General features: G+C 49.7%; 29 protein-coding genes and 1 riboswitch. Of the genes, 9 read left to right on the plus strand and 20 right to left on the minus strand.

Features of this window, described 5'->3' with window-relative positions; all coding sequences use genetic code 11:
• Positions 1-14: 14 nt before the first annotated feature.
• The gene (locus tag J2Y43_RS00585) at positions 15-3,245 is read left to right on the plus strand and encodes an error-prone DNA polymerase (RefSeq protein WP_309981735.1); all 3,231 of its coding nucleotides are present in this window, start codon (positions 15-17) and stop codon (positions 3,243-3,245) included.
• Here the strand turns inward: J2Y43_RS00585 and J2Y43_RS00590 are convergent, their stop codons facing one another.
• From J2Y43_RS00590 to J2Y43_RS00605, 4 genes are all read right to left on the minus strand, one after another.
• Positions 3,246-4,010: an oxygenase MpaB family protein gene (locus tag J2Y43_RS00590; RefSeq protein ID WP_309981734.1), complete on the minus strand. Its 765-nt coding sequence runs from the start codon at positions 4,008-4,010 to the stop codon at positions 3,246-3,248.
• On the minus strand, positions 4,007-4,372 hold the full coding sequence (locus tag J2Y43_RS00595) for a DUF2809 domain-containing protein (RefSeq protein WP_309981733.1): 366 nt from the start codon (positions 4,370-4,372) through the stop codon (positions 4,007-4,009). Before J2Y43_RS00595 ends, J2Y43_RS00590 begins: the two co-directional genes overlap by 4 nt.
• Before the next feature lie 10 nt (positions 4,373-4,382).
• Positions 4,383-5,810, minus strand: a complete 1,428-nt coding sequence (locus J2Y43_RS00600) for a B12-binding domain-containing radical SAM protein (protein ID WP_309981732.1) — start codon at positions 5,808-5,810, stop codon at positions 4,383-4,385.
• A gap of 131 nt (positions 5,811-5,941) precedes the next feature.
• Positions 5,942-6,655: a hypothetical protein gene (locus J2Y43_RS00605; RefSeq protein WP_309981731.1), complete on the minus strand. Its 714-nt coding sequence runs from the start codon at positions 6,653-6,655 to the stop codon at positions 5,942-5,944.
• Between the two features lie 178 nt (positions 6,656-6,833).
• Here J2Y43_RS00605 and J2Y43_RS00610 point away from each other — a divergent pair, with 178 nt between their 5' ends.
• The gene (locus tag J2Y43_RS00610; RefSeq protein WP_309981730.1) at positions 6,834-7,130 is read left to right on the plus strand and encodes a DUF1330 domain-containing protein; all 297 of its coding nucleotides are present in this window, start codon (positions 6,834-6,836) and stop codon (positions 7,128-7,130) included.
• A 5-nt stretch (positions 7,131-7,135) separates the two neighbouring features.
• On the opposite strand, the gene J2Y43_RS00615 is transcribed toward J2Y43_RS00610, so the two are convergent.
• From J2Y43_RS00615 to J2Y43_RS00625, 4 genes are all read right to left on the minus strand, one after another.
• Positions 7,136-7,750: a c-type cytochrome gene (locus J2Y43_RS00615; RefSeq protein ID WP_309981729.1), complete on the minus strand. Its 615-nt coding sequence runs from the start codon at positions 7,748-7,750 to the stop codon at positions 7,136-7,138.
• 30 nt (positions 7,751-7,780) lie between these two features.
• Positions 7,781-8,623 carry an AraC family transcriptional regulator gene (locus J2Y43_RS00620; RefSeq protein ID WP_309981728.1) on the minus strand — a complete coding sequence of 281 codons (843 nt, stop codon included), beginning with the start codon at positions 8,621-8,623 and terminating at the stop codon, positions 7,781-7,783.
• A 206-nt stretch (positions 8,624-8,829) separates the two neighbouring features.
• Positions 8,830-9,087: a type II toxin-antitoxin system RelE family toxin gene (locus J2Y43_RS33495; protein ID WP_409014404.1), complete on the minus strand. Its 258-nt coding sequence runs from the start codon at positions 9,085-9,087 to the stop codon at positions 8,830-8,832.
• Positions 9,084-9,281, minus strand: a complete 198-nt coding sequence (locus J2Y43_RS00625) for a hypothetical protein (RefSeq protein ID WP_309981727.1) — start codon at positions 9,279-9,281, stop codon at positions 9,084-9,086. Before J2Y43_RS00625 ends, J2Y43_RS33495 begins: the two co-directional genes overlap by 4 nt.
• A 353-nt stretch (positions 9,282-9,634) precedes the next feature.
• Between J2Y43_RS00625 and J2Y43_RS00630 the strand changes: the two genes are divergently transcribed.
• Positions 9,635-9,886 carry a hypothetical protein gene (locus tag J2Y43_RS00630; protein WP_309981726.1) on the plus strand — a complete coding sequence of 84 codons (252 nt, stop codon included), beginning with the start codon at positions 9,635-9,637 and terminating at the stop codon, positions 9,884-9,886.
• A gap of 61 nt (positions 9,887-9,947) precedes the next feature.
• Here the strand turns inward: J2Y43_RS00630 and J2Y43_RS00635 are convergent, their stop codons facing one another.
• Positions 9,948-10,682: a metallophosphoesterase gene (locus tag J2Y43_RS00635; RefSeq protein ID WP_309981725.1), complete on the minus strand. Its 735-nt coding sequence runs from the start codon at positions 10,680-10,682 to the stop codon at positions 9,948-9,950.
• A gap of 242 nt (positions 10,683-10,924) precedes the next feature.
• Between J2Y43_RS00635 and J2Y43_RS00640 the strand changes: the two genes are divergently transcribed.
• A complete protein-coding gene (locus tag J2Y43_RS00640) occupies positions 10,925-12,037 on the plus strand; it encodes a Fic family protein (RefSeq protein WP_309981724.1) in 1,113 nt (370 codons plus the stop codon).
• 43 nt (positions 12,038-12,080) lie between these two features.
• Positions 12,081-13,049, plus strand: a complete 969-nt coding sequence (locus J2Y43_RS00645; protein ID WP_309981723.1) for a DUF1080 domain-containing protein — start codon at positions 12,081-12,083, stop codon at positions 13,047-13,049.
• 27 nt (positions 13,050-13,076) lie between these two features.
• Here the strand turns inward: J2Y43_RS00645 and J2Y43_RS00650 are convergent, their stop codons facing one another.
• Complete coding sequence (locus J2Y43_RS00650; RefSeq protein WP_309981722.1) at positions 13,077-13,838, minus strand: DNA alkylation repair protein; 762 nt, start codon at positions 13,836-13,838, stop codon at positions 13,077-13,079.
• A gap of 123 nt (positions 13,839-13,961) precedes the next feature.
• Here J2Y43_RS00650 and J2Y43_RS00655 point away from each other — a divergent pair, with 123 nt between their 5' ends.
• The gene (locus J2Y43_RS00655) at positions 13,962-16,469 is read left to right on the plus strand and encodes a phosphocholine-specific phospholipase C (protein WP_309981721.1); all 2,508 of its coding nucleotides are present in this window, start codon (positions 13,962-13,964) and stop codon (positions 16,467-16,469) included.
• A 75-nt stretch (positions 16,470-16,544) separates the two neighbouring features.
• Here the strand turns inward: J2Y43_RS00655 and J2Y43_RS00660 are convergent, their stop codons facing one another.
• Positions 16,545-16,949 carry a DoxX family protein gene (locus tag J2Y43_RS00660; RefSeq protein ID WP_309981720.1) on the minus strand — a complete coding sequence of 135 codons (405 nt, stop codon included), beginning with the start codon at positions 16,947-16,949 and terminating at the stop codon, positions 16,545-16,547.
• Between the two features lie 246 nt (positions 16,950-17,195).
• On the opposite strand from J2Y43_RS00660, the gene J2Y43_RS00665 reads away from it, so the two are divergent.
• Both J2Y43_RS00665 and J2Y43_RS00670 read left to right on the plus strand, forming a co-directional pair.
• Positions 17,196-17,498, plus strand: a complete 303-nt coding sequence (locus J2Y43_RS00665) for a sigma factor (RefSeq protein WP_309981719.1) — start codon at positions 17,196-17,198, stop codon at positions 17,496-17,498.
• Between the two features lie 23 nt (positions 17,499-17,521).
• Positions 17,522-17,866, plus strand: a complete 345-nt coding sequence (locus J2Y43_RS00670; RefSeq protein ID WP_309981718.1) for a hypothetical protein — start codon at positions 17,522-17,524, stop codon at positions 17,864-17,866.
• A 12-nt stretch (positions 17,867-17,878) separates the two neighbouring features.
• Here J2Y43_RS00670 and J2Y43_RS00675 read toward each other — a convergent pair whose 3' ends face one another.
• The 7 genes from J2Y43_RS00675 to J2Y43_RS00705 form a co-directional block, all read right to left on the minus strand.
• Positions 17,879-18,442 (minus strand): DUF1572 domain-containing protein, encoded by a 564-nt coding sequence (locus J2Y43_RS00675; RefSeq protein ID WP_309981717.1) that lies wholly within the window; start codon positions 18,440-18,442, stop codon positions 17,879-17,881.
• A gap of 46 nt (positions 18,443-18,488) precedes the next feature.
• On the minus strand, positions 18,489-19,016 hold the full coding sequence (gene cobC / locus J2Y43_RS00680; RefSeq protein ID WP_309981716.1) for an alpha-ribazole phosphatase family protein: 528 nt from the start codon (positions 19,014-19,016) through the stop codon (positions 18,489-18,491).
• Positions 19,001-19,786: an adenosylcobinamide-GDP ribazoletransferase gene (locus tag J2Y43_RS00685; protein WP_309981715.1), complete on the minus strand. Its 786-nt coding sequence runs from the start codon at positions 19,784-19,786 to the stop codon at positions 19,001-19,003. Before J2Y43_RS00685 ends, cobC begins: the two co-directional genes overlap by 16 nt.
• A 3-nt stretch (positions 19,787-19,789) precedes the next feature.
• Complete coding sequence (gene cobT, locus J2Y43_RS00690; protein WP_309981714.1) at positions 19,790-20,833, minus strand: nicotinate-nucleotide--dimethylbenzimidazole phosphoribosyltransferase; 1,044 nt, start codon at positions 20,831-20,833, stop codon at positions 19,790-19,792.
• Between the two features lie 2 nt (positions 20,834-20,835).
• The gene (locus tag J2Y43_RS00695; protein ID WP_309981713.1) at positions 20,836-21,348 is read right to left on the minus strand and encodes a bifunctional adenosylcobinamide kinase/adenosylcobinamide-phosphate guanylyltransferase; all 513 of its coding nucleotides are present in this window, start codon (positions 21,346-21,348) and stop codon (positions 20,836-20,838) included.
• Complete coding sequence (locus tag J2Y43_RS00700) at positions 21,345-21,929, minus strand: cob(I)yrinic acid a,c-diamide adenosyltransferase (protein WP_309981712.1); 585 nt, start codon at positions 21,927-21,929, stop codon at positions 21,345-21,347. The genes J2Y43_RS00695 and J2Y43_RS00700 overlap by 4 nt, the downstream gene beginning before the upstream one ends.
• Entirely contained in the window at positions 21,930-23,132 is a 1,203-nt protein-coding gene (locus J2Y43_RS00705) for an ABC transporter substrate-binding protein (protein ID WP_309981711.1), read from the minus strand.
• Positions 23,131-23,313: riboswitch (cobalamin riboswitch) on the minus strand. Its footprint overlaps the gene before it by 2 nt.
• 50 nt (positions 23,314-23,363) lie before the next feature.
• Here J2Y43_RS00705 and J2Y43_RS00710 point away from each other — a divergent pair.
• The gene (locus J2Y43_RS00710; RefSeq protein ID WP_309981710.1) at positions 23,364-24,260 is read left to right on the plus strand and encodes a hypothetical protein; all 897 of its coding nucleotides are present in this window, start codon (positions 23,364-23,366) and stop codon (positions 24,258-24,260) included.
• Here J2Y43_RS00710 and cbiB read toward each other — a convergent pair.
• Both cbiB and J2Y43_RS00720 read right to left on the minus strand, forming a co-directional pair.
• Entirely contained in the window at positions 24,217-25,167 is a 951-nt protein-coding gene (gene cbiB, locus J2Y43_RS00715) for an adenosylcobinamide-phosphate synthase CbiB (protein ID WP_309981709.1), read from the minus strand. The genes J2Y43_RS00710 and cbiB overlap by 44 nt on opposite strands.
• Positions 25,146-26,168: an aminotransferase class I/II-fold pyridoxal phosphate-dependent enzyme gene (locus J2Y43_RS00720; protein ID WP_309981708.1), complete on the minus strand. Its 1,023-nt coding sequence runs from the start codon at positions 26,166-26,168 to the stop codon at positions 25,146-25,148. Before J2Y43_RS00720 ends, cbiB begins: the two co-directional genes overlap by 22 nt.

The raw sequence follows: 26,168 nt of genomic DNA on the forward strand, positions 1-26,168 counted from the left end.
TACACTTCATCATCATGCATTACACCGAATTACAAGTCACGACCAATTTCAGCTTCCTCCGGGGCGGATCGCACCCCGAGGAACTGGTGGCACATGCCATTGAGCTGGGTTACAATGCCATTGCCATCACTGATCGCAATACGCTCGCAGGCATCGTACGTGCACATGCGGCCGCGAAGGGCAAGGATTTCCGCATCATTCCGGCCTGCCGCCTCGACCTGCTAGATGGCCCCAGCCTGCTCGCCTACCCTACCCACCGGGAGGCTTACAGCCGCCTTTCCGCATTGCTTACCAAAGGGAATCTCCGCACCGAAAAAGGCAAATGCGACCTATACAAGGCGGATGTATACCAGCATGCCGAAGGCACCAAGTTCATAGCCGTGCCGCCATCCGCCTTAAATGAGTCTTTCGATTTTGACCCTTCATTTACCCGAAACCTGAAAGAGTACCGCGATGCCCTGGGCACCAGCCTCTACCTCGGCGCCATACGCTCCTACCAGGGGGATGATATGAAAAAGCTCTACCGCCTCGACCAGCTTTCTCAGCGGTTCGACATCCCGCTGGTAGCCACCAACGACGTGCATTACCACAACCTGCAAAGGCGCGAGTTGCAGGACGTGCTCACATGCGTGCGAGAGAAATGCACCATTTATAATGCCGGTTACCGGTTGCACGAAAACGCGGAAAGGTATCTAAAACCCGCCGCCGAAATGCAGCGACTGTTCCTGAAATTCCCGGAGGCCATCGAGCGCACGCAGGAAATCGCGGATGCCTGCCAGTTTTCGCTGAGTAGTTTGAAATATGTGTATCCCGAGGAGTTGACTACCGAGGGGAGGACGCCTTTGGAGGAGTTGAAACATTTGACCTGGATTGGAGCTAAAAAGCGATTTCCGGATGGCATTCGCCCTGACATACATGCTAAAATTCTACACGAATTCAAGTTCGTAGAGGAAATGGATTATGCCTCTTATTTTCTGACGGTGTATGATATTGTCCGCTTTGCAAACGAACAAAAAATCCTCTGCCAAGGGCGCGGTTCTGCTGCCAACTCTGTGATTTGCTACTGCCTGGGTATTACTGCGGTAGATCCATTAAAGATTGACCTGCTTTTCGAACGTTTCATTTCTTCTGCCCGCAATGAACCACCCGATATTGATGTAGACTTTGAGCATGAGCGGCGGGAGGAAGTAATGCAATACATTTATAACAAATATGGCCGTGACCGGGCGGGTATCGTCGCGACAGTTACGCAAGTGCATCAAAAAGGTGCAGTACGCGATGTGGCTAAGGCCATGGGTATGTCTATGGACGCCATTAACCGGCTATCCAGTTCATTATGGGAGTTTACAGATGAATGGTTTGATGGCAAGCTGATTACCGAGCATGGCTTCAATCCCAATGATCCGCATTTGATTAAAATCCTCGATCTGACCCGGCAATACATGGGCTTCCCTCGCCAACTCGGCCAACATACAGGCGGTTTTGTAATCACACAAGGCAAGCTTTCCGATCTCTGCCCTATCCTCAATGCACGCATGGAAGACCGAACCTGCATTGAATGGAATAAAGATGACATCGATGCATTAGGTTTCCTAAAAATAGATGTGCTGGCACTAGGAATGCTTACATGTATTCGTAAAGCTTTTGATCTTCTCAAAAAACATTATAATCAGGATTACACTCTTGCCACTATCCCACCCGAAGACCCTGAAGTTTATAAAATGATCTGCAAAGCCGACACAATCGGTGTTTTCCAAATAGAAAGTAGAGCCCAGCAGTCGATGCTCCCGAGATTAAAACCAGAACGTTTTTATGACCTTGTAATTGAAGTGGCCATAGTACGTCCTGGACCGATTCAAGGCGATATGGTGCATCCTTATTTACGTCGAAGAAACGGAGAAGAGCCGATAGAATATCCCAAAAAGGAACTGGAAGATATTTTGAAGAAAACATTGGGGATACCTCTTTTCCAGGAACACGCAATGAAAATCGCAATCGTGGCAGCCGGTTTTTCACCCACTGAGGCGGATGAATTGCGAAGAAGCATGGCCACCTTCAAATCCAAAGGCATTGTTACGAAATTAAAGGACAAGCTAATCAACGGCATGGTGGATAATGGCTACGAAAAAGACTTCGCCGAGCGCATCTTCAAACAACTCGAAGGTTTCGGAAGCTACGGTTTCCCGGAAAGTCATGCGGCGAGTTTTGCATTGCTTGTCTACGTTTCTTCGTGGATCAAATGCCACTATCCCGATGTCTTTGCGGCGGCGCTGCTCAATAGCCAGCCTATGGGTTTTTACCGGCCGGCTCAGATCGTGATCGATGCGCGGAACCATGACGTGAAAGTTAGGGAGATCGACATTAATCACTCCTTTTGGGACAATACCCTTGAAAACGTTCCCGGCGAACGATGCGCATTAAGACTGGGTTTCAGGCAGGTAAAAGGGTTAAAGGAGGAAGAAATGCAAATTCTGACGGCGGCCCGAACCAGGCCATTTACCCACATCCACCAATTGCTCGAAGCGGGGATTTCGCATACCGCGCTGGAAAAACTGGCTGATGCCGATGCATTCCGGTCTATCGGTTTCGATCGTCGGCAGGCATTCTGGGAGGCCTCCGCATTGGCCGACAGGCCGATTGGTCTTTTCCAAGGGCAGCCGTCGCCCAGCGCCGGTGAAGAGGATGTGCAATTGCCCCAAATGACGCTCTCCGAGCACGTCATCCATGATTATGCGGCCACGTCGCTTTCGTTGAAACAACACCCGGTCAGTTTTGTGCGCGAGCAACTCAATGCACTCGGCGCGGTAACCAGCAAAGAGCTCGAAAATATCAAGGATGGTCAAATCGTGAAAGTAGCGGGCCTGGTACTGGTACGGCAACGGCCCGGGACAGCCAGCGGCATTTGTTTTATTACTGTGGAAGACGAAACCGGCACGGCGAACCTGGTCGTTTTCCAAAACATGTTTGATACCTATCGCAAGGAAGTGTTACGATCCAAATTGCTGATGGTTGAGGGTAAAGTGCAAAAGGAGAGTTCGGTGATACATGTGGTGGTGACCAAATGCATTAATGCATCCGGATTGCTCCGAAATCTTGCAGCAAGCGCGGAGCAGGAGCCCGATGTGCTCACATTATCACGAGCTGATGAAAAGGACGAGTACGAATCACAGGCCAAAGCCCGGAAGTTGCAGCCGCGCAGGAACGTACAAGCAGAGATTTTCCCGTCATCACGTGATTTCCGGTGATCAGTGTACAGCCATATCGAGGTCGATAACCTGCATTTTGTAGTTTTCCGGCAGGAGCATATTGCGCAAAAATGTACCGACACCCAGTTGCCGGCTAAATTTGTAAACGGGAAGCAGCAGACCCACAAGCCAGCCTTGCCCCAGGCCGAGCAATGCATTCACGCGTTCGGGCACGAGCCGCATTTGCACATTCCGGAGCAAATGGTACCGGTACCAGCCGAGCTGTTTCCGGTATTGTTTATAAAGATCGACGGTGAAACGGCTTTTGACGAGGTTTTCCTGCAAATGCTCCGCACGCATCCGCTCCCATGCGCGAAGGCTCGCGGGTAGCCCAGGGACACCCATACCCTCTCCTACTGCGTGAAAAACATTGAAAAGCTCCTCCTTTTCGGCGGTGGTCAGTTTTCTTTCCAGCAGTTCGAACGAGCGGATCGAATAGTCGATAAGCATAAAAAGCACGTCACGGTAAGCGCTGTCGGGAATGCGGGCATTACGGCTCCGCTCCACACCCTGGTGGATCGACGCGATCTGACGAATGGCCCGCATGGCGTCGTCGTACTCCGAAAACACGATTTGCCTCGCATAACCGACGGTCGAAAAGAGCCTTCCCAGCGGGTCCGCGGGGAGTTTTCCGGTAAAATAAAGCCAGTCTACCGACTTATTGAGGGCAAATTCAGCCGACGCCCCCGCAAAAATGAACAATATCGTGTCCGCCTTTCCCCAGATTTCCCGCACGATCGAACCTTCTTCCACAAACCATTTCATACCGCTTGCCTTTTGCTCATTACCACCTCTACTCCCACCACCAACACAATGCCCAATGTATAAGCAACGATATCCGACCACGAAAAGGTCGTCCCGATGATCGTCCGGGCAAATGCATTGTCTTCCAAACCGAGTATCCTGACGATTTGCAGGTATTGCAACGATTCGATAAAGCAGGCAAATACCCAAACCGCCAATGCCGCCGACAGTACATTCAACCGGGTAACACCGCGCACAGAGCAATACAGTAACACGACCACCAGCACATCTCCACCCCACGGCCGCACAAAGTCGTCGTGCACATACAAGGCAATCAATACTTCAAGCACGAAAATCACTAATGCAGCTGTTAAATAATTCATTTTAAACATTTCAATGCAGGGTTAACGGTTCTGGTCTGATTAACTCGGGACGATCGGGTTGTCTTTCTCCGCCGTTTCGCGGTTTAACCTTCGACAATATAGATTCCAACAACGGCAGCATGGCATTCAGCCCTTCCGTTTTAATGATAAAATTCCAAAGCGGCTCAAACTTTTTCCAGCCACCCGTGTACAAAAAATGCTTGGCAATATGCTTCACGGAATCATGCCGAAAGCTTGATTTGAATATATTTTTCCAACTATAAAATGTTTCATACGCCCACCAATAGCCCTTCTCCAATGCTTCGGCACTAAGCCCCATGGTTTTGTACACCACATGCCGGGTGTCGTACCGGTCCCAGTTACGGGTCAGTATCCGCCCGGCAGTTTCCATGTTTTTGTACAATTCCGTACCGGGATAAGGCGTCAATATATGATAGGTCGAAGTGGTGATACCGTGGTTAACACCCCAGTCGACAGTCCGCTTGAACACGTCGCTATCATCCTCGTCCAATCCAAATACAAAGCTTCCATTGATCATGATCCCCAGGGAATGCAGCCGGTTCACTGCTTTTGCATAATCCTTTTCCAGGTTTTGCTTCTTATTACTCTGTTTCAGGTTTTCGGGTGAGAATGTTTCAAAACCTACAAAAAGGCTTCTCAAACCCGCTTCGGCAGCTTTTTCAATCAGGTTCCCTCTTAATATGGCATCCACCGTGGAAGCTCCCTGGAACACGCGGTTCATTCCCCGCATTCCCTCAAACAGCGACTCCGCAAATTTCGCATTGCCCAGCAGATGGTCGTCCAGGAAATACAAATGCCGCCCGGGCAACCGGTCAATTTCCGCGAGCGCGTCGTCGACCAGCTGGGTATAAAAAGTCCTTCCACCTTCAAAAAACGCATCTTTATAACAGAAGCTGCAATGGTGCGGGCATCCCCTGGTGACGACAATGGAGTTGGGTACAAGATACAGGTTGCGCTTGATGAGGTCCCGGCGAATGGGCGGTATTCCGACCAGTGTTCTCACGGTCGATGTGTAAACCGGCTTTGGAGTACGGTTTTTGAAATCTACCAGAAACTGCGGAAATGTATCCTCACCCGGACCAATGAAAATGCTATCCGCATGTGCCATGGCCTCGTGCGGGAGCGAAGTCACATGCAAGCCGCCCAAAATAACATAGCTCCCCTTTTTCCGGTATGCATCCGCGATACCGTACGCCCTGAAAGCATTGGTAATGTAAACCTGGATGACTACCAGGTCCGGCGTGTCGTCCAGTCGAAGCGCCTCCACATGCTGGTCTTGCAGGTCGATTTCGTCTTCGGGTGAAAGAAAGGCCGCCAGCGTGGCTAGCCCCAGGGGCGGAAACAGCGAATACTTAATGGGGCGCCACAGCGGACTCTCCGCTTCTGTCAGTGCCGGCAGGATCATTTTTACTTTCATAGCATATTTTAAAAGTACTTTGTATTACAAAGTAAATTAATGCATTTGACATAAACAATACCCCCAGCCGCCAAAAAAATAGCCTCCGGAAACCGGAGGCCGTTTTGTAACTCACAAATCTGACTACAACATCATTTTAAATCTTCAAGCCGGTAGCCCAGGAAATCATCGACCACCAACTTGTAATTCAATTTCTTCCTCGGACTGGCGATATGTACGCTATAAGTCCCCTCCGCGAGTTTCGACACATCAAACCAACGTCCGTAACTGAGGTCTTTAACCTGTTCATGGTAAATCGTGCGCAGTTCGCTGTCTATAATGCGGATATCGTATGATTCCTGCGCAGGATTTTTGAGAATGACTTTCATTTTTCCGTTTTGCACCACATACACGTTCGACATGGCCGTTTTCACATTCACGCTTGGCGCTGCCCATTCCGGCTCCGACGCACTGCGGTAATCTGTTCGGCTATCGGCAACGATATCGTAGGCTTTCACCTTTTCGGACAATAATTCGCGGGCCATCAATTTGGCCAGCAGATCATCAAAAAGCCTGACATTCCGCCTCGACAGCTTAACATACTTGCGCGCCATCGACTCCTGGTACAACAATTGATTATTGCCGTCGAAGAACTGCACTACGGTGTTGCGGGAGTTCGGGTCAGTGTGGACCTGCCAGTAACCTTTGTCGGATTCTACATACGGCTGCCCGGCGGCGAGCTGCCCGGCAACGAGCTGTGCGTTCGCGGACTTCTTGCTTGCTACCTGAGCGGTAGTCGGCGCAAGGCTGGCCAGCCAGAGGGCCGGTGCCAGCAAAAAGGCATAGTGGATTTTCTTCGTTCTCATGGCTATCAAGGGGTGGAATATTTTTTGAATAAAAACACAAAAATTACTCAATGGGAAGAGCTTTCCCATTCCTTATATTGATGGCCATCAATTTGTTTCAAAGAGGATGTTTCAAATATGAAAGTTGCAGCGAATGTAAATTCTTTTCGAGATTGGGGAACAAAACTACCGCACGACCATGGTAACGATCACGCAATTTGTCTATATCAAAGAAGGTAAGGGGGACATTTTCCAGCAATTCGAGTCGCTGGTGCTGCCGCTGATACCGCAATACAACGGAAAACTGCTCCTGAGGCTTCGCACAAGCCCGGAACAGTTGATCGAAGGCGAGCTGGAAGCGCCTTATGAAGTACATTTGGTGAGTTTTGAATCGGAGGCGGACCTGGCTGCCTATATGGGCGACCAGACCCGCGAACAATATCTCTACTTAAAAGAGGATTCGGTATTGAAAGTATTGACCGTCAAGCAGCCGTAATGCACTCAGGGCGCAGGCGGAATGTACGATGGCACTACGTTGGAAACCGGTTTGATGGATTTCAGGTAAGCAAAAATCGCTCGCATATCGCCGTCGGCCATATTCACGTAATTGAACCACGGCATAGGCGGCATGAGCGGGCGGCTGTTTTCGAGGCCTTTGAACTTTCCTTTGCGCATGGCGGTATTGAACTGCTCGAACGACCAGTTACCGATCCCGGTCTCGTCGGGCGTCAGGTTAGCTGCAAACGACATCCCCCACGGACCCGCGAAAGCCGTGCTTTGTCCGTTGAACACCACCCATTCGCCGGTTTTGAGGATGCTTTTATCAAAAGTACCCATTGGCTGGGCGCTATTGTGCCCCGACAAGAAGCGGTCCATATCCGGTGCCGGCCCTTGCGCCGTCATTTTCTTGGGAGCGTGGCAATCCGCGCATCCCATGATGGTAACCAGGTATTGTCCCCTTTTCACAACGTCGTCCTTTGAATCGGCAACCGTTTGGGATGACTTCGCCACCGTTTCCACAGGGGCAAGCATCACGTTTTTGGGTGCGTCAGCCTGTTTTGTAAAAGCACAAATGGACCATACAGCCGCCGAAGCAGCCAAATAAACAAGTTTCATGGTAAATAGATTTAAAGTTAAAAACTGGGATCAGGCAAACCGCACCTGCTTGTCGGGCAGCCTGAAATATTGGTATCGGTCTTGAAATATATTGGTTGGTATTTCCTGGGTAAATTCTTTGAAATCGCGGATAAAATGCGCCTGGTCGGAATAGCCGAATTTATAAGAAACCTCGGCCCAGTTGGGCGTCGACGACATGCTGCAAAACGATTCATAAGCATTCCTGAACCGGATAATCCGCTGGTACATCTTCGGTGTGGTGCCGTAATGGTCTTTGAAAATCCTTTCGAGCTGCCGCCTGCCGATGTACAGGTTTTCGCTCAAAGCATCGATGGACAGCCGGCCTTGCGTCTGACGGATCAGCCGCGTCGCTTGTGAAATATGATGCCCTTTCGAGCGGGTATTTTTCAAAAGCCCAGACAGGAACACCTCCGTAATGCGAACGACCTCCTCCATGTCCTGTACTCCATATACGTCATCCACGAGTCGGTTTATCTCGCTTCCGAAATAGCTTTCGACATCTGTAAACTGGTTAAAGAGCGGCGCGATCGGTATGCGGAACAGTTCCAGCGCACTTTCGGGCCGCAACCGTATTCCGAATTTTCTGCACGACCCGACGGTTTTCCATTGCACGGCATCGCGGTACAAACCCACCAGGAACGCTGGCGGCAGCTTCTCCCACTGCCCGTCGAAAAACGCATTGCACCGGTTATCATCCAGGTGCAGGATCAATTCCAGCGTACCGAACGGCATGCAGCGCTGCACGGGCGACTCGCGCTCGCCCACCGTTTCGAACCGGTGCAACCAGTAGCACTCCACATAGGGCTGTAATTCGGCAGATGGTTTAAATTCCTGATAACCTGAACTCATCATTTATGAAAAGGGCTTTTTTATATTGACGCTACAAAACTAGGGGTATTCCGAAAGCCTGTATTGTAAAAAAGCGACATCTGAATGCGAATTACCTAAATACCAATGCATTATTGGGTATTGGAATTAGTAAGCGGCGCAAAAACCTGTGAAGACTATCGATTTAACTAATCGATCACGGCAGGAAATCGTATAGGTGAGTTCAGTAATTAATTATATACATCCTTTCTATCACCAATTTTGATGACGGTGACGGTCAATTCTCCGTTGCTTACTCTATACAAAATGCGGTAGTTTCCAGCCCTGACTCTATAAACATCTTCGGCACCTTGTAACTTTTTGGTACCTGATTGATAGGGATTATTAGCCAGCGAGTAAATGGCTCTGATTACCAGATCATAGTTCCTCTTAGCTAGCTTATTCAAACATTTTTCGGCAGTGTGTGTAATTACAATTTTGTATTTCAACGCTTTATTCCGTGTTTTTTATCGAGCCTCGCCACTACTTCTTCAAATGGTTTTGTTGAGTCATTTTTGGTTGCCTCCACCGCAATCAAGTCAAGTAAATCTTCCACGAACTCCGATTTGGAAGCCGCATTGATCGTCACTTTTTTCAACTTACCCTTTTGCGTGTATTCACTTTTAATGCCTTGCAGTTTCATAAGATTCTCTTGTTTCTACTAGCAAGTTACGCATTCTTTTTCAGCCCTCGAAGCAGATTATCTGACGAAGGCTCATTGATACCAACCACTTGATATGTTATGGCGTTTTGGGCGTGTAGAACAGTTGTAAGCGGCAATAAATGCATATAAGTTTGTGACGCTCAAATCATCATTATCGAAACATAACTGCATGACACAAAGTCGTAGGCATTTTATATGGCTACATGTTTTTTGACGCACCAGAGAACGGTGCCGTGGTCGTAATGGAGTTATGTTCCGTTCCTTGTGATGAGGTGAGCAACGGCAAGTGCGGCACCGTTCTTTGTTGCGCATAACGATCTTGAACAGTCATTATGCAGTATCAACAAACAAAGTCAGCGCAGAGCGCACAGGAAATTATCAACGACTTACTAAGTAACGACATCGACATGGAGGAAGTGGAAATGCTTTACATCGATATGCTGCACCACCACCTCCGCCCCACGAGCGAATGGAATTTGGGTTTACAAAACACGGCCAATGCGCTTGACAACAGTTTTTTGATGGTACGTTTCCTACGAATGCTGAAACGTTACCAACGCCAATCTTCGCACGCGAACGCGTAAGGGAGCAATGCAAACGCTGGCGAATGCAAGGGCTGCGGTCTCAGGATCGTGGTCCTTTGTTTTAATCAACCACATCGAACCCCTTTCCGTGGTTCAGTACCACATGCGTACCAACCGCCCGGCCTTCCAGCTCTATAATGCGGTAGCCGTAGTACCGGCTATGGATCACAATTTCCAGCGGGTTCTTCTCCATCTGCACCGATGCAGCGGGAGTTACATATTGCGTAATATTCTCTTCTTTGGTAAAATCATCGGTATGATAATGCCCGCAAAAAACGGTGATCTCGCGCCCGCTGCGCACAAGCACGTCCTTCACGGCATTGCGGTTTAATAATGGGTATTTAAAATCCACCGCAGTAAGCACCTGCAACACAGGATGATGGATAAAAAGCAGCACATGCTTTGTCGTAACCAATTCATTTTCCAGCCATTGCAACTGAATTTCACTGATAGAATCGGACGAAGAATCGAGGAAAATATACTTAAAATATTCTTCCTCCGTGGCATGAAACATTTCAGCTTTCGTTTTCAGGTACTCCGGAAAATAATACGGTTTAATGTCCGCAAACGTATCGTGGTTGCCTGGAATGACCGTAAAATGAAAGTCTTTGAGCAATGCGAAAAAGCGTTGATAAGCATCCGCATGCCCGATATCACCCGTAAAAATCACATTTCTGATCCCACGCGCACCGACATCCTGCAAAACCAGTTTCAAATTCGAATCCGTATCGGCCCCATGCCTGGCCGACCATTCTTCCATTAAATGAATGTCTGTTATCTGCGCAATCCGTTTCATAGCTGTCAGTTTGTTTTCTCAAAGTTTACGAGAAAATCGCTGCAATAACTGATCCAATCCGTCAATTTGCATTGTACCGTTTTTGTAAAAAGAGGTCAGGGGTGGTCAAGTGTTGTCAAGTGTAGACGGGCTATGCCAGGATAGACTGATTTTGAGAATCTTATGACATTTGAGCCGAATAACGAGATTATTCGGCTCAAAATTTTGCTACATTTGAGCCGAATAACGTTTCCAATCGGCTCATGACTTACATTTGGCAACATCCTGAATGGCCCGAATTCCGGTATGACCTTACCGGTACGGAAGATATCCTGTTCCTTTTTGCCGAAGAAACGGGCCATATCAGCGGCATTTTGAAGGGTACGCCCGATGCACTGCAAGTGGAAACGCTGATCAACACGCTCGTCGCTGAGGCGATTAAAACGTCGGAAATCGAAGGCGAGTTTCTGAGCCGGCAGGATGTGGTTTCTTCCATCAGAAACAACCTCGGCATCGCCCAAAAACCAGAACCGGTGAAGGACCGGAAGGCACAGGGTGCAGCCGAGCTCATGGTGAATGCGCGCAACTTCTACGCGGAACCGCTTACGGAGGCAATGCTTTTTGCTTGGCACCAAACATTGCTTAAAGACAGCAAGACCATCACCACCGGCGCGTGGCGTAAGGATGCGGCCCCTATGCAAGTCGTCTCCGGCTCCATTGGCAAAGAAAAAGTGCATTTCGAAGCACCGCCCTCTGAGCGAGTCCCTGCGGAAATGGCACGATTTATCAAATGGTTTAATGCGACCGCACCGGGGGGCCCGAAAGAAATTACCAAAGCGCCCGTACGCTCTGCCATTGCGCATTTATATTTTGAGACCATTCACCCTTTCGAGGATGGTAACGGACGGATCGGACGCGTGATCGCCGAAAAGGCATTGTCGCAAACCATCGGTCGGCCGGTCATGTTGAGCCTCTCCCGGACGATCGAAGCGGAGCGCAAAAAGTATTACCAATCGCTGGAAACCGCCCAAAAACACATTGACATCACCAGTTGGATCCGCTACTTTGTGCAAACCATCGTAGACGCACAAATCGAGACGCGGAACATACTGGATTTTACATTGAAGAAAACCCGCTTTTTCGATCGTTTCAAAGATTTACTCAACGAACGGGAAACAAAAGTGATCCAGAAAATGCTCGAAACGGGTCCGAATGGTTTCGAAGGCGGTATGACCGCCAAGAAATACATGTCGATCACCAAAACCTCCAAAGCTACCGCCACCCGCGACTTGCAGCACCTTGCAGAAATTCAATGCCTTAGCGCTTCCGGAGGTGGGCGCAGCACAAGCTACCAGCTAAGTATTCCAGAAAATTGATTTTTATCTCTAACTTTCCCACCCTTTAATACCTAAAAAATTTATGAAGAAAGTATTCCAAACCAATCTGTACCGGGTTTCCCGGAACTTGATGCTCTCGGCGGGTGCCCTGCTGATGGCAACCTTTTCGACCCAAGCTGATAACGCCCCGCTCGCCTCGCCGATCGAAGGACGCTGGGACATTTCCGTAGATGCGAATGGCAAAGTGTTACCGTCGTGGCTGGAAGTGCGCCACTCGGGTACCAAAACACTCGTAGGCCAGTTTACCGGTTTTTCCGGCAGCGCACGGCCTATTTCGGTGATCCATTTTAAGGAAGGCAAATTCGACTTCTCGATCCCGCCACAATGGGAGCGCGGCGAAAGCGACCTGAAAGTGGAAGGGACCGTTTCCGGCGACGCGATTACCGGATCGCTCACCACGCCCGACGGCAAGACGTACAGCTACAAAGGCGTACGCGCCCCGTCACTGCGTGGAAAAGCTACACCGGCGTGGGGAACGCCGATCAAACTGACGGCCGGCAACGAAATCAAAGGATGGCATGCGACAGGCGAAAACCAGTGGGTTGCCGAAAACGGCATTCTCCGCAGCCCGAAATCGGGTGCAAACCTGGTGACCGACCAGAAATTCAATGATTTCAAACTGCACATCGAGTTCCGCATTCCGAAAGGCAGCAACAGCGGTGTGTACCTGCGCGGTCGCTACGAAGTACAAATCACCGACGGCAAAGGCATGGAGCCGGCCCTCGATCAGATGGGCGCAATCTACGGTTTCATTACGCCAAGCGAGATGGTAGCCAAAGAAGCCGGCGAATGGAACACGTTCGATATCACATTGGTGGGCCGCATGCTCACGCTCGTGGCAAATGGCAAGACGGTGATCAGCAACCAGGAAATCCCCGGCATTACCGGCGGTGCATTGGATAGCAACGAAGGCGAAGCAGGCCCGCTCTACATCCAGGGCGACCACGGTCCGGTTGAATACCGCAACATCGTGATCACACCAGCGAAATAACCCGTCAGGAGGCAACCTCAAAAGCCGCTACCCTGCCCTTTTCAAACCCATGTAATGACTGCGCAAAGGCTTGTCGAAATGTTCGATCGAGTAACGAAGCAGGGTCCGGGGCATGGTAGCGGCATATTTGTCCAGAAATTTCTGCAACTGCGGCCGGTTCACTTGTCCGGCGCTGCGTAGCATCCAGCCGGTTGCTTTATGAATAAGGTCTTCCCGGTCGTTTAAAAGCAGCTCCGCGATCCGGAAAGTATCTTCTATATCACCTTTTCGGATGAAATACCCCGTGGCGACAATGGCCGTCCGGCGCTCCCAAATGTTTTCGGAAACAGCCAGGTTGTAAAGCACGTCCCTTGGCTCTCCCGAAACATACAAATACCCTCCTACCACACGCGGCGCGCAAATATCCACGAGGTCCCAGTTATTGATCCTGTGCGTGTTACGCAAATACAATTCATATAGCAGCTTCCGTTGATCCAACGTAATTTTCTTGCTTCTGGATTGCTTGTCGACAATGCTCAATGCGCCCGTACGGATTTCGTGAATCGGACTTTGAAGCAGCAATTCGATTTCTTCCAAAGGCATATGGATGTACGCCTTCGCCATTTCGAAAATCTGCCCCATGCGCACACCCATGAACACGTCCCCCTCGCCATATTGTCCCTCGCCGGTCTTGAAATAGCGCATCTGCTTCATAGCCTCGACCGGTGAGCGGTATTTTTCAATGTGTTCAATAAAATGCCCGGCCGCCAGGTTCATCGGTTTTTCTTTAATTGATTCGATGGCTGCCATAGATATGTGCTTGAAAGTGCTTTTCTCAAATATAGCGATATAAAAATGATCAAATCATAACCCTCGGTTAACAACCGGTAACGGTCCCGGGAATAATTTTGAAGTCCTAAACTCACCGATTTAATGGATTCGAGAAGAGATTTTCTGAAAAAAGCAGCCCTCCTCGCAGGTACGGGCGCAATGGCGAACACACTCCCGCCTGTGATACAAAAAGCCCTGGCGATCGATCCCGCGCCAGGCAGCACCTTTTATGATGCCGAGCACATTGTGTTCCTGATGCAGGAAAACCGCTCGTTTGACCACCAGCTGGGCATGTTGCAGGGGGTGAGAGGTTTCAATGACCCACGGGCGATAGATCTGGCCGATAAGAACAAAGTGTGGTTCCAGACCAACAAGGCCGGTGAAACTTACGGGCCTTTCCGTCTCAATGTAAAAGATACTAAAGTGGCCTGGATGGGCTCCATCCCGCACGGCTGGACCGACCAGACCGACGCCATGAACAATGGCAAGTACGACCGCTGGCTCGACGTAAAAGCCCCGCGGAACAAGCAATATGCGCATATCCCGCTCACCATGGGCTACTGCGATCGTTCGGATTTCCCGTTCTACTACTCCCTCGCCGACGCGTTCACCGTTTGCGACCACAATTTCTGTTCGAGCATTACCGGCACGCACCCCAACCGCTACTACTGGATGACGGGCACCGTGCGCGAGAAAAACGAGCCCGCCGGCCTCGCGCATTTGTGGAATATCAGCAACTACGAATACCCGGAGCTCGAATGGAAAACCTACCCCGAGCGGCTCGAAGAAAACGGTATCAACTGGAAAGTGTACCAGAATGAGCTCACGATGGGTTACGGCCTCAAAGGAGAAGAGAGCGCATGGCTTAGCAACTTTGGTACCAATGTGTTGGAGTATTTCAAAACTTACAATGTGCGGTTCCATGAGGGCGGGATCGCTAACCTTGAAAGCAAACGGCAGACGGTAGTCCAAACGATCGCCGATCTCGAAAAGCAAGCCGCCACCGATTCGCGCGCGGCGACGCGGCTTGCAGCGGCCAAAAGACTGCTGAAAAACATTGAAACAGCCCAAACGAAATTCAACAAAGACACCTACGCCAGGCTTTCGGACAAGGATAAGAAATTGAACGACAAGGCATTCAGTACCAATATCAAAGACCCGAATTTCCACGAACTGACGTCGATGCAGTACTCCGACAACGGTACTGAAAGGACTTTGAATGTCCCGAAAGGCGATGTGTTCCACCAGTTCAGGGAGGACGTAAAGAACGGCACATTGCCGACGGTATCCTGGCTGATGCCGCCTGCGCATTTCTCCGATCACCCCGGCGAGCCGTGGTTTGGCCCATGGTATGTGAGCGAAGCCATGGAGATCTTGCTGCAAAATCCCGAGGTTTGGAAAAAGACCATTTTCATCGTGACTTATGATGAAAACGACGGCTATTTCGACCATTTGCCGCCATTTACCGTTCCCAATCCTTACAAAGAAGGCACTGGCAAAGTATCCGCGGGCATCGATCCGAAGATGGATTTCGCATTAGCTGACCAGCAAACCAACCCTTCGGCCGACCCGGCCAGCATTCGCGAAGGCTCTATCGGCCTTGGTTACCGCGTGCCGATGATCATCGCGTCGCCCTGGTCAAGAGGCGGTTACGTAAATTCAGAAGTATTTGATCATACCTCTTCGCTTCAATTCCTGGAAAACTTTCTGGAAAAGAAGTTTAACAAAAAAGTACACGAGGAGAATATCACCAAATGGCGCCGGACCATCTGCGGTGACCTCACGTCGGTATTCAGGCCCTATAATGGCGAAAAGATCGAAAAGCCGGTCTTTCTTGAACAAAAACCGTTCATAGAAAGCATTCACCAGGCGCAATTCAAGCATGCTCCCGAGAATTTCAAAAAGCTTGGCGCTGCCGAATTGGCAGAGCTGAATAAAGGCCCGAAAACATCGGCATTATTCCCCGTTCAAGAAAAAGGCGTGCGGCCGGCCTGCGCATTGCCTTATGAACCGTTTGTGAATGCGCAGCTTAGCAAATCCGGAGACGCACTTCAACTGTCGTTCGAGGCTGGCAACCAGCATTTCGGAAGCAAAGCCAGTGGTATTCCTTACCGCGTGTATGCCATGAAAACTTATCGCAATGAAACGCTCCGCTCCTGGGATTACAGTGTTGCAGCCGGCGACAAATTAACCGACGATTGGCAGCTCGCCGATTTTGAAAACAATGCCTACCACCTCCGCATCTATGGCCCAAATGGCTTCTACCGCGAATTCATGGGCAATACGGCTAATCCAAAACTGAAAGTAAGCTGCGAATATGAGGTTAAGGCCTCGAAACCGACCGGTAATGTGGTAGTAATGATCGAAAATTTAGATTCCAAACCGCATCATGTTATAATTGAGGATAATAGTTACAAAACCGGCGTCAAAAACAAGACATTCGCCGTCGGCGGCAAGGCTTCCCTTGTCCTGGATTTGGACAAATCATTCCATTGGTACGATTTCAGCGTAAAAGTGCAAGGTTATGACGACTACGAAGAGCGCTTCGCAGGACACGTTGAAACCGGCGCCGTCACGAAAACCGACCCGTTGATGGGTGGCATGGTATAGAACGATAATTACGAAAACGGGTCGGGAGCCATCAGCTATCCGACCCGTATTTGTTAATGAAGTGTAATCTGACTGCTATTTCTTGAAGGGAATCAACGACCGCACCCGCTCATCGCGCAAGTACAAACCCGCCCACACGAGCACACCAAACACAGCTGCAAAATACAACGGCTGGCCTGCGCGAACCATGACGGCGATTGCTCCGCCGAGGTAACCCGTAATTAAAATGGCTCCCAGAATGGAAGTGCGGGGAATAATATAAAGGATGGTGGAGATCAGCAGCGCGATTCCGATGCTCTGTACCTGGTCGGCAGGCCAGCCCAGCGCAACGGAGCCTTCCATATGATGCGATTCCTTAAATACCTTGCCTAGTGCGTCGAAAAGGAGAAACAAAACACACAACGCGCTGATAATCTTGCCAGCAAGTGCGGTCTTATCGGTGCGACCTTTTGCGGCTGGGGTAACAAATGTAGCTTCCATGATTTCTTTTGGTTTATACAGGTTTTGTTTGATTGATTTGGTTGATACAAAACTAATAGGTGCCAGAAGGTTGGGCGCTGTGTGAAAACGGCAGTATTAGGGGGCATTTGCGCCACCGTCAGAACGTTATATGTCTGATTCGACACAATTGGAGTTGTTTCTACCGCGTTGTAGGTTACAAAAAGTAGAAATTATTAGTAACTTGCTTATATCTGAAATTCAAACGTAGCCCGCAAAACCTGAAATATGAAAGAACCGATCATGCAGGATCATATCCTTGCAGCAAGCATTCGCAATGGCGACATACCCTCTTTTACAAGGGTTTATGAAACCTACCACGCCTATTTGTTTCGCTTTGCATTACGGTTTTTGAAGTCCACAGAACATGCCGAAGAAGCTGTACACGATGTATTCCTGAAATTGTGGGAGAACCGCGATGGATTGAATAACGAGTCTTCGCTGAAATGCTACCTGCTTAAAATCTGCAAAAGTCAAATTTTTCATACGCTTACGCGCGCAGGCAAGGACCAGGCTGTGCTGCAACTTTGACCATTCCGAACCGGGCCAGATCAATGGATAAGGAAATTCATATCAGGAACCTCGTTTACAAATATATCTCGAACCAGTGCGACGGTCACGAGCAGGACGAACTGCTTCGCCACCTGCAGACACCGGCAGGCAAATGGGTTTTCGATGAAGTAATGACTTCGGAGGCTGGTAAAATCTTTACAAAAAGCGAGGAGATCGAACCGGCGGTATCCAGTCGGCTTTTGGGACGTTTGCGGCAAAGTATGGTCGCCGAAGAAACCCGGGACGAACAGCCGATCCCCTTCTACCGTAAAAACGGTTTTATTCAGATTATTGCGGCTGCATTTCTACTGCTGGCTGCACTCGCAGTTTACTGGTTCATGACATGAGCCGACCCGCCCCTACTTTTTGAGATACTCATCGGTAAAATGCGTCCTGGTCTTGGGCTGCGCGAATTTTTCACTGTTATAGTTCTGCGATTTGCCGCGCGGGATCGAAAGCGACGACCATTTTTCGTCCAGCGCCATTTTCCCGATAAACACAATCTGCCCCACATGATAGGGATAATGCGCCAGCTGCCGGTTAACGGCTTCCATCACCGAATGCCCCTGATTCCGAATGTAAACAACGGTATCCCAATTCGATGCATTCAGTGAATCCAGCGCATTGAAAAGGCAATTCCAGCCCTCATTCCACTTCGCAAGAAGATCCTCGCGGTCGTTGATGTCGTTATCGAATTCAGCGTCGCGGTTGCGCGATTCCTTTTCTCCGTCTGTTGTCAGGAAATCGGTCCAGCGGGAAAGCATATTGCCCCATAAATGTTTCACAATGCTGGCAATGCTGTTGCTTTCCTCATTGTATTTCCAGAAAAGCTGCTCGTCGCTGAGTTGCGCGATGGTCTTTTCACCCAGCATTTTGTAGTATTCAAACTGCTTTCTGACGCTATCGATATACTCCTGGTTCATGGCGGTGTAATTTTGGGATTGATTTCTATCCCCAAATTACGAATTGCTACTTACTAATGCGAACCCGGATCACTTCTCCGTAGGCCACTTTGATGTCAAATATATTGGTCAGTGCTATTTCGTTAACAATCGAGAGGATCAAGCGGATCACACCTGCGTGTGTCACAATGGCAACTTTCCCGTATGGAGATTGCCCCAGTTCTGACCAGAACTCGCTCACCCGCGCGTACATCTGCATCATGCTCTCGCCTCCGGGCGTGCGTACGTTCACGTAGTCGTCCATCCACACCTGCAGTGCTCGCCGATCGACGGTATCCCAGGTTTTGCCTTCCCATTCTCCGAAATCCAGTTCCTGTAAACGAAAATCGGTCGAAAACGTAGGTGAAAGTGCCCGGGCAAGCTCGGTGCATCGGAATGCCGGACTGGAATAGGTTATTTCAAAATCCGTATCGAGCTGCGAGCGTATGGCTGCCAGTTCGGATTCAAAATCGGCGTGCAGCAAAAGCTCTTTCCGCCCGTAAATCAGCCCTGGCTCGAAAACCGGCGTCGTGTGGCGGATCAGATAAACTTCCATAGCACAACGATGAAAAAATAGAATGCAACTTCACAAACCTGTTGAATGGCACCGAGGCAGTCGCCAGTATAGCCGCCGATCCATTTTTTGAAATAGCGCGCCAACAGGATCGTGATCAACCCCAAAACCAGGATTACTGCCAAAAGTTGCGGCAGCCCCAGATATACCACCATGCCAAACAAAGGCAAAACCCCAAAGACAATAGCCGAGATAAGCACCCCAAAAGGCGGCTTCTCAGCAACCGGCTTTGCTTTGCTATCGGTATCACGTGCGTAAGGGATCATATAAATGACAAATACAGGCATTAGTCTGCTCAATGCGTGCCCGCTAACGAGCATGCCTATCATACTATTTTCTCGCCCGGCAATGGATTGCAGCAATGCGAATTTCAATGCGAGAATCAGTATCAGGCCCACGGAAGCATAAGTGCCTACGCGACTGTCCTTCATGATTTCCAGGATCTTTTCCCGCGTCCACCCGCCCCCGAAACCATCACATACGTCCGCAAATCCATCTTCGTGAAATGCACCGGTCAGTAGAATGGAAGTGACCATGGAGCACAGAACAGCTATCGAAGGGTTTGTGAGATAATCCGCCGCCCACCAAACGGTTCCGGCAGTAAAACCCACGATCCAACCTACAAATGGCAGGTAGGCCGTCGCCAGACTGAGGTTTTCGGGCTGGTAAACCAGCCACTTCGGTGCAGGCAGCCGGGTGTAGAATTGCAATGCCGTGAAAAACAGATCCAACTGGTGACGGACGTAGGACATCGGTTATCGGTTTTCAGCAGGATCCTCCGTTTTCTGGCTCACACCTGCGCTTTCAAAACTCGCCATTTCATTCAGAAATGCAACCGCACTTTGCAACAGCGGATAAGCTAGCGCGCACCCAGTCCCTTCGCCAAGGCGCATATCCAGTTTCAGCAATGCATCCGCGCCCAGTGATTGCAGCAGCAACCGATGGCCTCTTTCATTGGATTGATGGCAAAAAACGGCATATCGCTGAACCGACGGGGCCATTTGAAAGGCACACAAATAACTGACGGACGCGATGAAACCATCCACCAGCACAAGCATACCCAATCGCGCAGCTTCGAGCATCGCACCGCACATCATGGCGATCTCAAACCCGCCAAATGCCGCCAACACCGATTCGGCGTCGTTAGGTACATTTTGGTGGTGTTTCAATGCGTTGGTTAATACTGCTGTTTTTCTGTCCAGCTGCGCCTCGTCGAGCCCGGTACCCCTTCCTACGCATTCAGCCACCGGAATATTCAGCAAGCGGCTCATGAGCGCAGACGCCGAAGAAGTGTTACCAATGCCCATTTCACCAAAACCGATCACATTACAACCCGTCTGCTGCACTTCCCGGACCAATTCGGCGCCTTTTTCCAGGCATCGGCGACATTCCACTGCCGTCATCGCAGGTTGTTGTACAAAGCTTTTGGTACCAAAATTGATCTTTGCGTCAATCAGCTTTTCATTTTGACCAAAATCATAATCCACACCTGCATCCACCAATAAAAGGTTAATGCCATGCTGCCGTGTAAAAACGTTGATCGCCGCACCACCGCCTATGAAGTTGAATACCATCTGTGGCGTTACCTCCGACGGATAGGCGCTCACACCCTCCGAAGCTATCCCATGACTGGCCGCAAAAACAATGACATGCGGGTTTACAAGCTCCGGCGACAAAGTATCCTGCACCGAAGCAATCTGAAATGCCAGTTTTTCGAGACTACCCAACGCGCCCAGCGGCTTGGTTTTCAAATCAATTTTGGCCTGAATTTCCTGACTGGTAATTGTAGCGGTATGCATTGTTATTGGATTGTTTTTAAGGTTAATGGAAGCCCCGACACCATCAGAATCGCCTCTTGCGCCGCCGCAGCCACATATTGATTGGCCCAGCCTTGCAAATCGGTGAATTTCCTACCCGCTTCCGTTTCCGCATGGACACCCATGCCTATTTCGTTGGAAATGATGATCAAAGTGGCGTTAACAGCCGCCAGCGCATCGATTTCCGCTTTAAATGCCGCCAGCGCTTTTTCAATATCATATTCAAATGCGACGAATAGATTCGTGAGCCACAATGTCACGCAATCGATGACCGCTACCCGCCCCGTCAGCGGCAAATGGTGAATATCCCGCTCGCTTTCCAGCGACGTCCATTCCGGCCCCCGCTCGTCCTGGTGCCGTTTCACCCTTAGGGCAAAATCCTCGTCCCAGATCCTCGAAGTGGCTACATACACCGGATTGGCGCTTTTCCGCAATGCCAGATCCATCGCAAACCTGCTTTTTCCGCTGCGGACGCCGCCCGTCACATACGTAATCATGACGGTTCTGCGCTTTTGAAGCGCTTGTACAGGAAGAGCTGCCACTTTTCCTCCGCCACACCAGCCTTATCCATTTCGGCCCGCGCGAGCGTGAAAAACAGATCCGAAAGGCGGTTAATGTAGGCCGGGATGGCTTCATGCACCTCGTCGGTTTTGATCAGCGATACCAAACTGCGCTCTCCCCGGCGCAGTTGCGTACGCGCTACGTGGCAAAGTGCGGACACCTCGTTTCCGCCCGGCAATAGAAAATAATCCGATGGAGAAGTCATGGCTGCTTCGAGCGCATCAATCCACTCCTCACAAAAAGTAGCACCATCCACCGGCATTGGGTTTTTGTTCTCCTTTTTTGCATCCGAAGGCCGTGCCAGATGCGACATCATGTCCATCAGGTCCTTTTGGATTTTATGCAAATTAGGCTGCCATTCGTGCCCATCACCCAGCTTTACCCGTAACAGCCCGATTGTCGAATTCGCTTCATCGAGTGTTCCGATGCATTCGATTCGAACATCGTCCTTACTTACCCTGCTTCCGCCAAATAGCCCGGTGGTGCCTTTGTCGCCCTTTTTGGTGTATATTTTCATTTAATTAATTGATTTATAATAGATCAACTCGTGATTCGGCAGCAGCTCGGGATGAATGATGCGGATCAGATCGGCCAGGACCAGATGCGGGTTTACCGCGCCGGATTCCCAGTAATCGTTCGCTCCCTGCGCATTCATGCGGTTGTTATAACTGTAAATGTGATTGGTTTTGAATGCCTTAAAATCGGCATAACGGACGTCGCGTGCCAGGACATCTTTCTTCGTCTGCACATTTCCGATGCTCACATTCAGCCAGAAATCGGCCTGCAATGCAATCGGATAAACGGTTTCAAAACTCAGCGGCAGGCTCCCGGTCGCCTTTGTCCCGGACCAGTGATAGGAGGCGCCTGCGTCCTGGAAGAAACGGTTCACGTAGCTATCGCCATTCGGGACATTCCACGCGTCTTTGGAATTCATTCCGGTAATCAGGCTTGGGCGTACTGCGACTTTGCCGGTAAGGCGCGCCAGTCGTACGTACTCCTGCTCCACATTGGCAAATTTGCGGTTTACCGCTCCCTCCTTGTTGATCAGCGCGGCCAATAGCTTCACCCATTCGGCTCTCCCAAGCGGCGTCGTTTCCACCCATTCCGAATTGACCATCACCGGAATCCCCGCCTGATGCAGCGATTCATACCGGCTTATCTTCGAAACAGGGCTGCCGGTAGCCATAATGAGGTCGGGATGCATACTCACCAGCAGTTCCTCATTAAGCCCCTGATCCTTCCCTACCTCGACAATCTTCCCCGATTTAATCCGGTCCAGCACTTTGGTGGAAGAAACATATCTTAGGTTTCCCATTCCTGTGAGGATATCCTCACAACCCAGAAAGCCAATCAACCCGATATGCAGCGACGACATCGCCACCATGCTCCGTACCGGAATTTCGATGAGCTGGCTGTCTTTGTACCCGATGGGTCGCGGCTTACCACGTTGCACGAGCACGTACGTGAGCGTGTCCGTCGACTTTTCGAACGGGCTCATGATCTTGACCACCTTGTAATATTTGTGGTAGGAGATTTTAAAGCCTTTGGCGTGGGTTACTTTGGCTTTTTCAGGAAACAGATCGGGACCTGAGTAGTGGGAATCGCCTTTTTCGTAAAGCGACGAAGAGGTGCTGCAACCGGCCAGCAAGCCGCACAGCAGCAGGGCTGCAAGTATTTTTCTGATAATCATGTAGTCACCGGCCTTTCTTCCGAAAGCCATATTAACAATGTTTGCAGGCAGGTCTTCTGACTCGTTCAACCCTTGCACCTTCCCGGGCTTAGCCCAGTGGCATTTTGCAAGAGCCTCGTATTGAACTCACAGCAGCGGAGACTGTTCCGGATTCTCACCGGATTCCCTTTTAATCACGCATGACACGTGTACCTGGATGACCGCAAAACTAGCAATATTTTATTGCTTATCATTGCACAGTTTCATTTACACACACCCTTCATGCAACGCGACGACACCCTCTGGAAATCCATCCTCGAAGATATTTTCGAAGACTTTCTGCTTTTCTTCTACCCCGACGCAGGTTCCTTCTTTGATTTTTCCAAGGATTTCGAATATCTCGACAAGGAGCTTGAACAATTATTCCCGCCGGAGGATAACTCGTACCAAACCCGCTTTGTAGATAAACTTGTAAAAGTGCATTGCCAAAACGGCGACACCGAATGGATACTCGTGCACGTGGAAGTGCAAGGTTACCATGATCCTGACTTTGGACGGCGGATGTTCACTTACTATTCGCGAATACTGGATAAATATGACAAGCCGATTACCGCATTTGCCATTTTCACAGAAAGCAATGCGGCATTCAAACCCTGCGAGTACCACCGCGAATTCATGGGTACGAGCGTTTTGTACCGGTATAATGCATTCAAAATCCTGGAACAGGACGAGGAAATGCTGGGGCGCAGTGACAATCCGTTTGCGATTGTGGCATTGACAGTAAAAGCTGTCTTGAAACGCAAATGCATTACTGATGATGAACTACTTAGTCTAAAAATCGAGATAGCTAAAAATCTCTTGGAAAGAAAACTTTCGAAAACGAAAATCAGAAGGTTACTGGGCTTTCTACGATTGTACATTCGCTTTGAAAACCGTGAAAGCGGTGTTAAATTTGAAGAAGCAGTCGATCATCTAATACAAGAAAACACGTCTATGGGTATCGAGGAACTTGTTAAGAGTGCATTTAAAGAGGAGTTTGCTATTGAGACAACCGAAAACCTGCTACGGGAGAGTTCTTTTTCTATTGAAAAAATCGCCCGAATAGTTGGTGTATCGCCCGAATTTGTCCAAAAGCTCAAAGATGAAATGCGGCATCGAAAACCAGGTACGAGAAGCTAATAATCAGCACCATTGCCATACAGGTCCGCTGATTCACACTTGCCGCTCTTGCAATTTCCGGCGGTTCAATTACCCGGTCGTTCTCGCCGATAAACGGCTTCTCTACCAATTTCCCATGGTACACATTCGGCCCGCCGAAGCGGCAATCCAAAATCCCCGCTAATGCTGCCTCGGGATACCCGGCATTCGGGCTTTTATGTCTGTTGCCAAATTTGAAGACAAATTGCAACCCACGTCTGCTTCCTGTCACTAAAACCATCAGCAAGGCCGTCAGCCGAGCAGGTATAAAATTTGCCACGTCATCCAACCTTGCCGCAAATTTCCCGAACCATTCGTAGCGCTCACTACGGTAACCGAGCATGGAATCCATCGTGTTGATCATTTTGTAAGCCATCATGCCCGGAACGCCCGCCAAAGCATAGTAGAAAAGCGGTGCTACGACTCCATCACTTAGGTTCTCGGACATTGTTTCCAGCACCGCAATGCGTATCTGCTGTGCATTCAGTTTCGAAGTATCTCTCCCTACAATCCGGGAAAGCTGCCTCCTTCCCGCTTCCAATCCTTCGTTTTCCAAAACTGAAAATACCGCCCGGCCCTCCGCAATGAGCGAATGGTTGGCGAGACCATAGTAAACCCAAATGCCATTAACAACTAAATACAAGGCAGGTGCTCGCAGAAGTATTAGATCCAGCCATTGGAAAAATGTAAACACCGACACGACTAATACTACACTCAATGTCGCCCCTTTCCAAAAACGGAACTGGCCGCGATTCAACCACTTTTCCCCTTTCGCGATAGCATCGCCGAACACTCGGACCGGATGTGGCCAGTTGTCGGGATCACCGAGCCACAAATCGAGTAAGTAGCCCGCAACGAGCGGCAAAATCAATAGTACAGCGTCTGCCATTCTTTCAATGCGTTGATCATGCTCTCATTATCTTCCGGGCGTTGGGTAGCGAGGCGGAAATGCTGCCGTGTGAGACCACGGAAGTTACCTGCGTCACGGATGAGCAAACCATGTTTTTCAATTAAAAAGTCTTTTAACTGAGCGGCATTCCGCACCAAAGTTCTGGCTAAAAAGAAATGCGTGTCGCTTTCCAACACTTCTATGCATTCCAGTTTTTGCAATTCTTGAACGAACGTTCTTTTATCACTCAGAAGTTGCGAAATCGATGGCTGAATCTGATCGAAATGATCATAAATATAGTGCCCCGCCGCCATGGCCATCGTATTGACCGTCCAGGGTTGTTTGATATTCATCAGCGACTCTACGACCTCTTCTCTCGCAAGCAAATAACCAAGACGTAACCCTGGTATCGCATAAGTCTTTGTGAGTGACCGCATAATCAGCAGGTTCGGAAACCGGGCCATTAGTGAGATAGCGGAGTCCCCTGCCTCCGTAAAATCAATAAATGCCTCATCCACCGCAAAAAGACATTGCGGGTTCAGCTTGAGCCAATATTGTAAATCATTAAAAATAAGCCCGGTAGGATTATTAGGACTACAAATAAATACCAGATCAGCTTTCAATCTCGGCAATTCCAGCGCATCCTGCCAGCTGAGACTGGTTATTTCATGATCGAATGCCAGGCACGCATCTTCGTATTCGGCAAATGAAGGCGTGACGATCGCCGTCCGTTTCCCGGAGAACAATTGTGCAATGATGTAGATACTTTCGGTAGTGCCGCTGCACGCCAGGGTCCGCTCTACCGGCATTTGATGATGCCGGGCGATCTTTTCCCGCAAACTCTCTGCCAGCACCTCGGGGTAGCGGTTAATTTCACTCCATTTTTCAAAAACATACGCTTTCAAACCGGCCGGCTCACCTCCGTACCAGACATTCGTACTGAAATCTGCGACGATCTTGCTGCCGTACCGATAGCCATCGTCACCGTGCCCGTGTAACAT

The sequence above is a fragment of the Dyadobacter sp. BE31 genome, from assembly GCF_031457695.1.
Lineage (GTDB): Bacteria > Bacteroidota > Bacteroidia > Cytophagales > Spirosomataceae > Dyadobacter.